This window comes from Streptomyces sp. NPDC101132 (genome assembly GCF_044759225.1).
Lineage (GTDB): Bacteria > Actinomycetota > Actinomycetes > Streptomycetales > Streptomycetaceae > Streptomyces.
In genome coordinates this window covers 470459-483337 of record NZ_JBIVYX010000001.1, presented here as the reverse complement: position 1 = coordinate 483337, position 12879 = coordinate 470459, and the positions used below count along the sequence as shown (strand labels likewise).

General features: G+C 70.9%; 9 protein-coding genes. 7 read left to right on the top strand and 2 right to left on the bottom strand.

The window, feature by feature from the left end; all coding sequences use genetic code 11:
* The first annotated feature begins 1 nt into the window (after nt 1).
* Nucleotides 2-565: an SMI1/KNR4 family protein gene (locus ACIQUR_RS02305; protein ID WP_403656908.1), complete on the top strand. Its 564-nt coding sequence runs from the start codon at nt 2-4 to the stop codon at nt 563-565.
* Between the two features lie 105 nt (nt 566-670).
* Here ACIQUR_RS02305 and ACIQUR_RS02300 read toward each other — a convergent pair whose 3' ends face one another.
* A complete protein-coding gene (locus tag ACIQUR_RS02300) occupies nt 671-2386 on the bottom strand; it encodes a transglycosylase SLT domain-containing protein (RefSeq protein WP_403656905.1) in 1716 nt (571 codons plus the stop codon).
* Nucleotides 2387-2911: 525 nt separating this feature from the next.
* Here ACIQUR_RS02300 and ACIQUR_RS02295 point away from each other — a divergent pair.
* The 3 genes from ACIQUR_RS02295 to ACIQUR_RS02285 are packed head-to-tail and all read left to right on the top strand — an operon-like array spanning nt 2912 to nt 4423.
* Complete coding sequence (locus ACIQUR_RS02295) at nt 2912-3526, top strand: hypothetical protein (protein ID WP_403656903.1); 615 nt, start codon at nt 2912-2914, stop codon at nt 3524-3526.
* Nucleotides 3527-3554: 28 nt separating this feature from the next.
* A complete protein-coding gene (locus tag ACIQUR_RS02290; protein ID WP_403656900.1) occupies nt 3555-3794 on the top strand; it encodes a hypothetical protein in 240 nt (79 codons plus the stop codon).
* Nucleotides 3795-3835: 41 nt separating this feature from the next.
* Nucleotides 3836-4423: a hypothetical protein gene (locus ACIQUR_RS02285; RefSeq protein WP_403656897.1), complete on the top strand. Its 588-nt coding sequence runs from the start codon at nt 3836-3838 to the stop codon at nt 4421-4423.
* A 975-nt stretch (nt 4424-5398) separates the two neighbouring features.
* Here the strand turns inward: ACIQUR_RS02285 and ACIQUR_RS02280 are convergent.
* The gene (locus ACIQUR_RS02280) at nt 5399-5809 is read right to left on the bottom strand and encodes a hypothetical protein (RefSeq protein WP_403656894.1); all 411 of its coding nucleotides are present in this window, start codon (nt 5807-5809) and stop codon (nt 5399-5401) included.
* 292 nt (nt 5810-6101) lie between these two features.
* Between ACIQUR_RS02280 and ACIQUR_RS02275 the strand changes: the two genes are divergently transcribed.
* The 3 genes from ACIQUR_RS02275 to ACIQUR_RS02265 all read left to right on the top strand — a co-directional run bounded on the left by ACIQUR_RS02275 (nt 6102) and on the right by ACIQUR_RS02265 (nt 12879).
* The gene (locus tag ACIQUR_RS02275) at nt 6102-7643 is read left to right on the top strand and encodes an AbfB domain-containing protein (RefSeq protein WP_403656891.1); all 1542 of its coding nucleotides are present in this window, start codon (nt 6102-6104) and stop codon (nt 7641-7643) included.
* 75 nt (nt 7644-7718) lie between these two features.
* Nucleotides 7719-8768 (top strand): ALF repeat-containing protein, encoded by a 1050-nt coding sequence (locus tag ACIQUR_RS02270; RefSeq protein WP_403656888.1) that lies wholly within the window; start codon nt 7719-7721, stop codon nt 8766-8768.
* A gap of 187 nt (nt 8769-8955) precedes the next feature.
* Nucleotides 8956-12879: a hypothetical protein gene (locus ACIQUR_RS02265; protein ID WP_403656885.1), complete on the top strand. Its 3924-nt coding sequence runs from the start codon at nt 8956-8958 to the stop codon at nt 12877-12879.

The following is a 12879-nucleotide window of genomic DNA, read 5'->3' as shown; positions in this document are numbered from 1 at the left end:
GATGTCGATCAACGATTTGCTCAATGTCATGCCTCCCCACGTTGGTGCCGGCGTCAGTGTCGACTGGCACACCCTTGAGCGTGCGTGGGGAACCGGGTTCCCCGCGGACTACAAGGCCTTCATAGAGCACTACGGCCCAGGAGCCATCGAGAACTTCCTCGCGGTCTTCGTGCCCACCCTCGACGAGGTGGGCCGGCCAGCGGGGGAGATGGCTGAGGAATCGTGGGTCGCCCGCGATGAATGGGAGTCGGAGGGGCTGGCGGGCGTCGATGCTGATCCCGATCAGCTACTCGCCTGGGCAACGGACGGAACTGCTGACCTGCTCTGCTGGTTGAGGACGGACGGCAGTCCGGACGACTGGCCCGTGCTTGTCTACGAGCGGGGCCGAGACACTTGGCAGCTCTATCACTGCGGCATGGTGGAATTCCTCATCCGGATCTTCCGAGCTGAGCTCCCACGGCACCCGCTCTCCGGCACCCCTTTGTGGGCGGTCGAACGTCCAAGGTTCTTGACAGGCCCAGAGCAGCGCCGCATTAGAGCCACAGGGCAGGACCCCTGGGAGTGAGGACGACCAACCTGACGGCGCTATCAGCGGGGCCGTCCGCCGTGGTTGGCATCGGCCTCACGTACACAACGGCACGGATCTGCAGGACTGCCTCTACATCTCCGCTCACCCCAACGAGAGCTCGGTGATGCGGTGGCGGGTCCAGCGGGAGGCCAGGGCGTTCTCGCCCTGGATCTCTGTGATGGCTGCCAGCAGGGCTTCCGCGGCGGCTCGCGCCTGGGCGGCGGGCATGTGGCGCCACAGGCTGTAGGCGCGGCGGACGGCCTGGTCGGTGTCCTCCGCGTGGGGGCCGTGGAGCCGGGAGCGCAGGCGGGCCGTGTTCAGGTACCAGGCCAGGGCTGTGTCCGGGTGGCCAGCCAGGTCGGTGAGGTAGCCCCGGACCTCGCGGACCTGGATGGTGTCCAGGTGCAGTTCGCCGTGCGCCGCCGTGCTGGCGGTGTCGAGTTCCTCGGCGAGGAGTAGGGCCTTTTCGGGTTCGCCCGCGGTGGCAGCCTCGTGGATCCGGGCGAGGCGTCCGGGTACGTCGAGCGACGCGACCTGTGCGGTGTCCTCGGGCGTGTGGGTGGGGGCACCAGTCCAGAATTCGGGGGTCACGGTGCCCCATGGGCGGTACAGAGGGTCCTGGTCCACCGGGGTCTCCTCCGGGGTGCTCGTCGCGGTCACCAGTTCACCACCCGTCGGACGCCGACCACCTTGGTCTGGTAGTTCGTCGAGTGCCGCCAGCTGCTGTACTTCACCACGCGCGTGCGGACGCCGGTGCGCGGGGCTTCGATGATCCAGCCTTCCGGCTCGGCGGCCGTGGCGCCGATGAACATGCCGACGTGTCCGGGGGGCTGACTCGTTGCCGTCGCTGCCGGGGTTGAAGACCAGGTCGCCGGGCTTGACCTTGTCGAACGGCACCGCGTGCGGGAGCTTGATCTGCAGGAAGGTGGTGCGGGGGATGTCGATTCCGGCGGCGCGGTAGGCGTTCTGCATGAGCGAGCTGCAGTCGCACCAGTGGGCGGGGTTGGTCCCGTGTGCCCTGGTGCAGTCGCCGCCCAGTCTGTACCAGCCGCCCTTCTGGGCAAGGGCCCACGCGACGGCTGTGCGGACCTGCGGCGGAGTGCCGGCCGGGAGGGTGTAGCCCTCGGGGAGATCGACGGCTCCGCCTTCGGCGGGCGCGGTGTAGATGACGGAGCGTTCGAGGATCTTCTGTACGTAGTCGTACGTTTCCCCGCCCGCGAAGGAGCGCGGCGGCACGCCCTTGAACTGGTCGGCCCTGCCCCATCCGGCGTTGTAGCCGGCCAGGGCCAGTTCGATGGGGGAGCCGTCGTACTGCGGGTGCGACTTCCCGCTCTTGAGGAGCTTGCACATCATTCCGCCCTGGGCGGGGATGGCGTCGGCCGGGTTCATGACGTCCTTGACCCCGTCTCCGTCACCGTCGACGCCGGCCGCTTCCCAGGTGGACGGTATGAACTGCGCGATGCCGTAGGCGATCGGACGCCCGGCCGGGTCGCGGGAAACGGCCCCGGGGTCGAAGTTGGACTCGGCCCAGAGCTGGGCGGCGAGGATCGAAGGTTGCAGCCCTTCCGGGCAGGCGGCCGCGGCCTTGAGGATGAGCGGTGCGTACTCGGCGGGGACTCCGTTCGGTCCCCCTATCCGGAGCGTGCTGCCGGTCGGCCACGAGCCGCTGCCGCCGTCGTCGCGGTCCTGGGCGAGCGTGGCCACCAGCATCACCACGCCCAGCCCTAACGCGGTCGGCGTGGCGACGGCCCCCGCCGCGACCGCCGTGATCCAGCGCTTCGCCTGCACTCCAGCCCCCCGCCGTGCCCCGTCGGACATCCGGGGCAGTTCCTTGGCGATCAGTCGACTTTGCTCTACCAAACCACTCAGTTCGGCCACGCTGGCCAGAAGTGAATGTGCTCACCTCTGGCTTGCGGTCCGTGACACTACGCCATCACTGCTCATCGGCGCTGCTGTTGATTATCTGCTCATATGCGCCCGGGTCGTGCGTGTAAGGCGCCTCTGCGTTTGATGTGGCACCATTCTTGCGCATAGGATTCACGTAAGCAAAGCTTTGCTGTGCTTGGGGGTTCGATGGGAAGCGGTCCGGCTTACTGGCTCCGCTGCAGCGCGACGCGCGGCTGATGGTGCCCGTCCTCGCGGCGACCGGCGGCGCGGGCGGGTCCACCGTGTCGTACCTGCTGGCCGCCGAACTGGCGCACGCGGCCGACACGGTGGTGCTCGACCCGGGCCCCGTCTCGCGTCGCCCTGGCCGGGTTGGGCCGGCGAGCAGGGCGGGGGCTGAGTGCCCTGCCGCCGGCCCAGCCGTTGTCCAGGGGCGCGGTCCGGGCCGCGTGCGCGGTCATGGGCGGACCCGTGCCCTGGCAGGCGCTCACCGACCTGCGGGAGTGGACGGCCCAGCCCCTCGACCTGCCTTCGGATCCGGCCGCCTGGCACCAGCTGGCTGCGGTCGGGGGCTGGCAGGCCGTCGTCGTGGACAGTGTCTTCCCCCTGGCCCAGGACCTTCTGACGGCCCGTTGCACCGGTACGACCGGCCGCGCGCGTGGCTGGTTCGAGGTGCCGTACGCGGTGCCGGTGCTGTGCGCGGCCGCGTCGGCCGAGGGGGTGCAGGCGCTGCAGCAGGCGGTCATGGCGATGTCCGCTGAAGGGCTGGCACTGCACCGTGCCGTCGCCGTCCTCGTCGCCACGAGCGAGGGACGGCGGCCCGCCGTCGTACGGGCGGCGGCCACGATGCTCTCCGGCCGGACGGCCGCCGTCGTACACCTGCCCTGCGACAGCGGGGTCCGCGGCAGTGGCCTGCGGGCCGGCCGCGTCCAGCCCCGTACCCAACAGGCCGCCGCGCAGCTCGCGGCCGCCGTGCTCTCCACCGCTCATGACGCGTGGGGCGACCCACTGCCGGCTGCGGCGCAGCCCGTACCGCTCGCGGCGTCGTCCGTACCCCTTCCGTTCCCTGCCTGAGAGGTGTCCGATACGTATCTCCGACGTCGTGCTGGCCGACCCCGTGCCGAAGTTCACGCCGTCCGTGCCGTCCCAGCTGAACAACACGGTGACCAGCATCCTCGGATGGGCCGCCGGGCTGGGGCTTGCCATGGCCGTGCTCGGCGGGCTCCTGTCCTGGGCCGCCATCGCCGTCGGGCAGAACTCGCAGAACGCGCAGTGGGCCGCGCGCGGGAAGACCGGTGTGCTGTTCTCGCTGATCGGGGCGGGCGGGATCGGGGCGACGTAGGCGCTGATCCTGATGGCCTACAACCTGACCGCGGGCAAGTCGTGAGCCGTCAGGCGCAGCAGGCCCGGCCGGCGCGGATGACGCTCGCGGGACTGGGGCTGCTGGCTGCGGCGCTCCTCGCCGGCGGCGGGTACGCGGCCGCGACGCTCTTCGACGAGGAGGACGGCGGCGGCCGGCCTGCCGTCGACGCCAAACCGTCCGCGAGTGCCCCGCGCACGGCCGCGCCCGGGAAAACGCCGATGACGCCGGCTCGGGCCAAGAAGATCACGCTGGACCCGCCGAAGGACCACAAGGACGGCGTGGCGGTGGGGTTCGAGCACACGCCGAGGGGGGCGATCAGCGCGGCGGTGTACTGGTGGGAGGAGTACGCCTGGCTGGACGACCAGAAGGCCCGCCAGCAGCTGAACGCGGTGGTCTCCCCGGACGCCACCGGCTACGTCGACGAGCAGGTCTCGGAGATCCGCGCCTTCCGCGAGCGCCTCGGGCTGCCGCCTTCCGGCGGCACGTCCCGGTGCAGGCCACGGCGGAGGGCGCCACGAGTGCCGTCCCGGCCCGGCTGGCCGAGGACAGCGAGCGGCTGTCGCGGGCCGCGTACGGCGCCCTGCACGACCGGGACGAGCAGCGGCTGAGCGGCGCGTACATCAAGCAGCTCTCGCACTGGACGTCCATCGCCCGGATCCTGGCCGGCAGGACACTGCTGCACGTGGCGTCCGAGCTGCCGGACGGGCGGGCCGCGGACGGCATGCCGGCGACGGCCCAGGCCTTACGGAGCTCGGCGATGGCGTGTGTACCGCCTGCCGGCCGCGGGGTGGCAGCTGGCCGCCGCGGCACCCTGGTCGATCAGGCGGGCGCAGGTGGGCCTGGTGTCCCAGGTCCCCGAGCACCGCCCGCCCGGCCTCGACCCCGCCCAGCGGTTCCATCCCGTCCAGCACCGGGAGCTGGAAGCCCTGACGAACGCGTACGCGGCGGTGATGACCGCCGAACAGGCCGCCGCGGGCGCCCTGCTGGACACCGCGCGGCGGGCCGGCACCCCAGCGCTTGCCGGGCTTGTGCCGGGGCCCCGTACGCCACCGGATGGTCGATCCCGGGTCCCGCGGGCGATGCTGGACCGCCGGCCAGGGCATGGCAGACTCGGGCCGTACTCCACGCGACCTCGGAGTAGCGGCGGCTCAGGTAGTCGAACGCGAACTGGTGCCGCAGCAGATACGCGTACGGGGTGAGCGGCGCCCGGTCCGGCCCCAGGTGGCTGCCGATGGTGTCCCGTACCGCGGCGACGGCCACTGCGGCGTCCCGTACCAGGTCCCCGGCGGGGCCGGCGTCCTCCGCGGCGGGGGTCCGCAGGTGGGACAGCGCGGTGCCGAGCGAAGCGCGGGCCTGGCCCAGCAGGTGCTCCATGCTCTGCTCCGGCCAGGTCAGGGGTCGCTCTTCCGAGGTCGGGACAGGCGTGTACGCGCGCGGCCCCAGCCCCTTCTGTACGCGCTCCAATAAGGAGTCGACCTCGCCGAGGCAGGCCACCCGTTCCGCGGGGTCCATCGAGGCGAGCGGAATCTCGGGCACGCGCTGAAGGTGCGCGACCGCGGTGTCGAACAGCTCCCCGAGCGTGGTCACGACGCCTCCCGGACCGCCGCCAGCGCGGCCGCGGCACCGGACGCCAGCGATGCCGCCTCCCCGAGCACCTGCGCGGCTCCTTCGCCCACGGAGTCCGCGGTGGCTGCCAGCCGTACGAGTGCCTGCTCGACGTGCGCCAGGAGCCGCACGTACGGATCGAGCCCGCCGGCACCGGGTCCCGGCGACGGAACCGGCACGGGACCGCCGGTCGTGGGTAGCGGCATCAGGTCCCGCCCGGCCGCGCACTTCTGGGCGGCGACGAGCGCCTGGAGCTCGTCGCTCCCCTCCTCGAAGGCGACGGCGTCGGAGACACCGCCGCACACCTGGAACACCTCCCAGGCCGCCGCCAGCACGACGGCGGCATCCTCCGAATCCAGCTGGGCACCCAGGTCCACCAGAACGGACACGGCACTCACCATCCCTTCCGCAATACCGGCATCCAGCGATCGTCCCACCGACAGTCGCGTGGTCGCGCCAGGGTGTGGAGGAGGTGGCTCATGTGGACAACCTCGCTTCGTTCATCAGCCTTTTGGCCATTCGCAGGCTTCCGTTGAACCGAGACGAGGGGTTTCGGCCAGGCATCGCCCGAAAACGAACTGAGCAAGATCATTACTGGTGGGTAGTGTCGATGCGGGTGTTTCGTCCGGTCCGTCACCGCGTTCCTGTCGCCCCCACGGGGGAGATTCCGGCACTGACGCCATGGACCGTCGCAGCGTGGCGCCCAGCGCCCTCGCAGACGGCGCCCCCGAGGGCGGGCCATCCGAGGCCTCCGTCCGCGCGGCGGGAATCCAGACGACCGACGCGCAGCGCGTCGACGCCGCGGCTGTAGTCCGTCTCGACCCGACCGCCGACGTACTCCTTCTCAGCGATCACGACTTCATCCACGCGCTGTGGCAGAAGGCCAATGACTCCGGCGAGAAGCTGGAGGCGGTCCGGGTTGCGGCCGAGCAGGCGCTGGCCAGCACCGCTGCCGGGGACCATGTGCGGTTCATCGTGACCGGAATCCACGAGGCGTACAAGCTCGACCAGGAGCGCGAGCGAGGCAAGGCGGAGGCAGAGCGCGCAGCCCGGCTGGCCAAGTCCCAGGTCCTGCTCACGATCGGCATCCCCAGCCCCCCGGAGCTGCTTGCCCTCAGCGACGACAACTTCATCCGGGCTGTCGCCAGGCACGAGGCATCCGGCCCTGAGGTGCGGGCCGCGGCGCTGAAGGCACTGCTCGGCGAAGCGGCGGACTGGCGGGAGTTCATCGTCAACGGTGCTCGGGAGGCCCACAAGCGGGATGTGGCCAACGAGCTGAAGGAGCTCGAGGAGCAGAACCGCAAGGAGGCAGAGCGGCGCAAGGAGATCGAGCGTCGCAAGAGCGCCGCGGCCCTGTTCCGCATCGAACCCGGCAAGGCCATGCTCGCGCTGAGCGACGACAACTTCATCCGTGAGCTGCTGCGCCAGGCCCCCGCTGATCTGCGCGGTAGTGAGCTCTTCGCCGCGGGACAGCGGGCGGCACTCAGCACCGATCCGGCGGACTGGAAGGAGTACATCCACACCGGCGCCGACGCGGCCTACAAGCGCGATGACGAGATCCGGCGCAAGAAGATCGCGGAGGGAAATCGCAGGCTGGCCGTTCAGATCCAGGCCGCTGCGGAACGCGGCGGCGTCAACCCGAACCTGGTGGCCGCGGCCAAGAAGGCCCTCGCCGCCGGCGACGACGATGTGGCGCGGTTCTTGAAGCCGGAGGCGCAGTACCGGCTCAAGCGCCAGTCCTTGATGGCGGGGGACGTCAGCCAGCACGCGCGTCAGTCCGGGGAGGGGCGAGGCAGGGTCCTCATGAGCAGCGGCCTCGCGGACCACAGCGCGTCGGCCGACCGCCAGAACGCCACCTGGGTCATCGTGCCGTCACTTGCGGGTGAGCCTGGTTGCTACTCCTTCGAGTCGGTGCGCAACCCCGGCTACTACCTCAGGAGCGGCAAGGCCGAGGAGGGCAGCGCACTTCGGGTGGAGACGGCCGCCGACGATCGGAGTGCCGCGTTTCGGAACAGTGCCTCCTGGTGCCTGCGCAAGCCTCTTGAGGGAGGGGGCGTGTCCTTCACACAGCAGAGCGAGATGGGGCCGATGTGGCTCGCGCCTGGATGGGGGTACGTTTTCGCCCGCCCCAACTTCGCGGTCACCGGGCCCATCGGCACCGGGGGCACGCCCGAATTCGGCCGCCGGGCAGCCTGGCGGATCTCCGCACCGCTGGCTCCCTGATCAATGGGGAAGACAGGCAAGGGAAGCACGTCGGCCGACCGCGGCATGAGGCATCAGCGGTGGGTCGCATCCGCGGTGGCCATCGGTGTACTGGCTGTCGGCGGGGTCCTCGTCGACGCGGCTCCGGTCCGGGCGAGCACCGTGGCGGTTGACGATCCGGCGGCGCTGACAGCGGCCACCGCGGCCGATGCAGCGCGGAAGCATGTGCTGAAGATCGCGAAGTCCGGGTTGCCCGCGGAGATGCGTACTTCGGCGTGGAACGCCTTGCGCAGTACGCGTGGCGATGCGGCGATCGCGGATTGGCTGGCACCTGGAGGTGGCCATGATGTCGCGAGGAAGCGCCTGAGCGATACACGGTCGCGCAACCGCGAATTCTGCGAGCGGGTCGTAGGTACGCACCCCGTGGGGTTCTCCCCGGAGGTGCGGTCGGCCGCGGAGCGGGCGCTGAGGGGATCGGATGCCGACCGTGCCGCATTCGTGAAGACCGGCTACGCAGCAGCCCAGCAGCGGGACCGCACCGGGCGATCGGCCGAGACGGAGCACCGGCTCCTGATCGCCGACCGGCACCGTGCCTTCGTCCGGGGGATCGCGATGGGTGATCCGGGTGAGCAGGTCCGGGTGGCGGCGCAGTGGGCGCTGCGTGCCGGTTCCACGGACGAGGACGTGGCGGAGTTCTTCGGCTATGGCTGGGCCTCCGGTGCGGCATTGGACATTGAGGCGTTTCGGCTTCGGGTGACCGGTGCCGAGGTACGTCGTCGCCATGAGCTGTCGATGCTGATCGCGAGGGTGGCGACGGCCGAGGCAGCCCTGAGGTCGTCGCCCGGCGCAGCGCAGTTGCGCGCCGAGGCCGAGGGGGCTTGGCAGGCTGTGGCCGATCACGCGGACGGCGCCCGTAAGGCCTGGATCGCCGAGCAGGCCACGGCCACGGCCCAGGCCGAGGCTTGGCGAAGCACGGGCCGGGTGTCCAAGGAGAGCGCGGACGAGGTGTGGCAGCACATCAGCGCTCCGGCCCAATCACGTAGCGGCGACTGGTCGACGGAGCAGGCGGAGGCCGGCGAGGCGGCCGGCTTCTGGAAGGTGATGGCCGACGAGGCCCGGGACAACGAGAGCCGGGTCACGGGCTGACGCCACGCGACCGGCGGCCAACGGCCCGACGGTTCGGTTGCACCGGCTCGGGCGAACGTCCGGGGGCCCAATCGTTCCCCCTGTCCGTCCCGCGCGGGCAGGGGATTCCATTTCTTCCAGTGAGGGGGATTCTTCTGTGTTGGGTGGATTCCGGCCATCGGCCGGACGGCGACATGCGAGGGGCCACGTGCCCGGCGCTGTGCGCAAGGCGGTGTCGGCCGCGCTGGCCGTGATGCTGCTGGGAGGTATGACGGCGCAAGCCGCGGCTGAGGAGCGTACCGGCTCGAAGGCGGACGTCACGCGCCTGCTGGCCGCCCTGCGGAACCAGCCACCGCCTCCGCCCCTCCCGCCGCGTTCCGCGCTCGATGACATCAGCGCGCAACGCGACCGACAGCTGGTCGAGGACTTCGCCGAGTTAGACGAGGAGGAGGAAGTCCGTCAGGCCGCGAGGAAGGCTCTGGACAGTACGGATCCGAACGCGATCCGGGACTTCCTGGAGCGGGGCGAGGCCGAGGCACGTCAGAGGGCCAAGGACAAGCGCGACGCGGCCGACGTCGAGAACCTGCAGAAGATCCAGGCCCTGCGGGGCACGGGAGGCCCGTACTTCAACTCGGAAGTCGAAAGGGTCCTCAAGGGCTCCGCACGGGATCGTGTCGACTTCCTGGCGTTCGGCGCCGAGATCGCCAGACAGTGGGACAGGGCGACGGAGCAGAACGACAAGGAACGCGCGGCAGAGAACCGCACGCGGGTCGAGATGCTCGTCGCCATCGGCGGCCCCGAGGTCAAGCGCGCCGCTCAGGCGGCCCTGGCCACGGGCGACGACAAGGTGATCGCGGAGTTCCTGGCGAACGGCTACCTGGTCGCGGCGCGCAAGGACGCCGACGACCGGGAGGCGCAGGAGAAGGCGCAGAAGGAAGCTCTCGAGGCAGCGGAGAAGCTGCGCAAGCTGGCGGAGGACACCGCCCGCGCGGCCGAGGCGCGTACGAAGCTGATCGCTGCTCATGGCAGGGCGGTGAAAGCGCTCAAGACAACGGCGAACGCGATGAGCTCGGCGGCCGGCCAGTCACGTGAAGCCGATCGGATGCTCGACGCCGACCGTGCCGGCAAGCGCGTCTCGGACTACGGGCCGGTCAAGGCCGAGGTCGCCCGGCAGGTCGACATCGCGCAGACGGCCGCGAAGCAGGCACAGGTGGCGGCACTGCAGGCCAAGGTGCAGGCGGACATCCTGATCGAGACCGGATTGACGTACGGAGTCCAGTGGGCCCAGGTCGCATCCGGCATCTCGGCCGCGGCGGACGCGGCGGCCAAGGCGGCGGCGACAGCTGAGCACGCGGTGGACGCAACAGCCGCCGACGCAGCCGGTCTCAACGCCAAGAACCAAGCCGAGCTCCACGCTCAGCGGGCCGCCAAATGGCGGGCCAACGCCGAGGAGCACGCCAAGGCTGCGGCCCGTCTCGCCGAGGCGGCCGCCAGGCAGGCGAAGATCGCCAAGGAGGCGGCGGCCAAGTCACGCCAGGCCCGCACCGACGCCGAACAGGCCGAAGTGCAGGCATGGGCGCACGCGAAGAAGACCCGCGACGCACGAGTCGAGGCACAGCGCCAGGCGAAGGTCGCATCCGACCAGCGGGCGATCGCCCAGCGAGAGCGCGAGCTGGCGGAGGCCTCGCGGGTACGCGCCGAACAGGAGCGGGACCGTGCCGCGCAGGCCCGGGTGCGTGCGGAAGCGGAGCAGCGTACGGCTGCGGCCAAGCGCGCGGACGCGCAGGCGGCGGCGGCCTTGGCCGCACAAAAGCGCGCCACGGCCCAGGCCCAGGAGACCATTGCCGCGGGCGCCGACGACAAGGCGGCCCTCGCCGAGACGAACGCGCGCAACGCCCGTAACAAGGCGTTCGAGATGGAGCGGCTGCACCGTGCTGAGGAGGCGCGCGCCAACGCGACCGAGGCGCTGGCCGCCAAGGCCGAGGGCACCGAACAGGCCGGGGCCGCCCGCACCGCGGCGGCCGAGGCCCGGGCCGCGGCCAACGCAGCCAAGAGCGCCGCTGGCCAGGCGCGCGATGCCGCTGACGCGGCATCGGGTGCGGCGGTGCGTTCCCGCCAGGCCGCGATCGAGGCCGCCGGCGCTGCGGCGCGAGCCCGCGCCGCAGCCGGTCAGGCCACGGCACACGCCGCGCGAGCCGACGCCGCAGCCAACAAGGCCGAAGCCGCTGCATTCACGGCGAACGCCGCGGCCAACAAGGCCGAAGCCCAGGCTGCGGCCACCCGCGCCGCGACGCAGCGGGCGAACGCCCAGGCGGCTGAGGCCACCGCGCAGGAAGCGCGCGCGGGCACCGCCGCCCACGAAGCGTCCCGAGTGGCCGGGCTGTCCGCGATCCAGGCCAACCAGGTTCTCCAGGCGGCCAACCGCACCAGGGAGGAGGCCGACGGAGCCACCCGTGAAGCGGCCATGGCCCGCGTCCAGGCCACCGTCGCGCTCCAGGCCGCCACGTCGGCGCGTACCAGCGCCGCCGGCATCGCGGACCCGGCCAATTCCGCGATCCTCCTCGTCGCGCCCTTCACCGCCACGGACGTGGACGCCGACTTCGCCGCCGAGGTGGCACAGGCAGCTCTGGCCATGGGCCAGGAGGAGGTCACCAAGGCCGAGGCCAGGGCAACCGAGGCAGTCAAGGCTGCCGAAGCGGCGGAAGCCGCCGCAGCACGCGCCAACGCCCAGCTGGCCCCTGCCTTCAAGGCGTCGGCAGCGGCGGCCCGCTCCTCCGCGGACGCCGCACGCTCCGCGGTGGCCGCGATGAAGTCCGCCGCGCAGGCTGCCGAGGACGGAGCCAAGGCCCGTGCGGCAGCCTCCCGAGCCGGCAAGGCCGACGCCCAGGCCCGGGCAGACGTGAAGCTGGCCAACCAGGCCGCCACGCAGGCCTTCGCGGACGCAGCGGCGGCCCGCACCGCGGCCACCCAGGCCGAGGCCGAAGCAGAGCGCGCCCGCGCCGCCGCCACGGACGCGGACAACCAGGCCACGGCCGCCAACAGCGCGGCCACCCTCGCGGAGAAGGAAGCGAGCACCGCCCAGACCGCGGCCGCCAAGGCAGAGAAGGAGGCGGTCGACGCCGCCAAGCTGGCCGCGTCCGCGGAGGCGCGGGCCACATCAGCCGAGACCGCGGCCAAGAACGCCGGCGCGTACGCCAAGGAAGCCGGTGAAGCGGCCAAGAAAGCGGAGGAATATCAGCGCGAAGCGCAACGCAAGGCGCGTCAGGAGGCCGCCAAGACCAAGGAGAAGAGCGACGGGTCACTGCTCGACCTGGAAGACGGCGAGCGTGAGGCACTCGAAGCTGCAGGTATCACCGTCGAGCAGTACGAGGCAGCACGCCAGCTCGCAGAGATGGGCCTCCTCGACTACCTGACGGAGAACGGCGCCGAGATCCTCATCGAACTCGCAGCCGAGGACATTCAGGAGTGCTGGGACGACCCCGACATCCCGACGTGCGTGTGGGCGATCGTCTCGAACCTGCCGTGGGCCAAGGCCGCCAAGCTGGTCAGCAAGCTCCCCAGGATCGGCAAGGTCATCTGGGGCATCGGCGAGTTCCTCGACAGGTCAGCCACCGCGAAGAAGCTGGTCGACAAGAGCGACGAGATCCTCGAGAAGGCGTGGAAGAAGCTCCCGGCATGCGTGACTGACAAGAAGAAGAGCCGCTCCGCGTCACGTGGTGCGGCATTCTTCGCGTACGGCCCGAACCGCTCGTTCGTGCCGATGGCCGATGGAGGCAATGACCCAGGCGGTCTGGGCCTCAAGCGCGAGGAGTACATAGCCAAGCTGATCGGCGGGACGTTGGCCAAGGACGAGAAGGGGCAGGACATCAAGATCGAAATGCCCAACGTCGGCTCCAGCGGCCTCGATGTCATCGGGCCGAACGGTGAGTACGTGTTCGTCGGCGGCGGAGCAAAAGCCAAGAACCCGTCCAAGTTCGGAACCGCACTTAAGATCAACAAATATGCCGCCGACCAGGCTGGCGTGAAGGCGATCTACTACCTTGCCGACAACACGCCGGAATCCGCGATCAAGCAGGCCAAGAAGGTCTTTGGAGAAGACAATGTGCACATCTTCACGCTGCCGAGTTGCTAG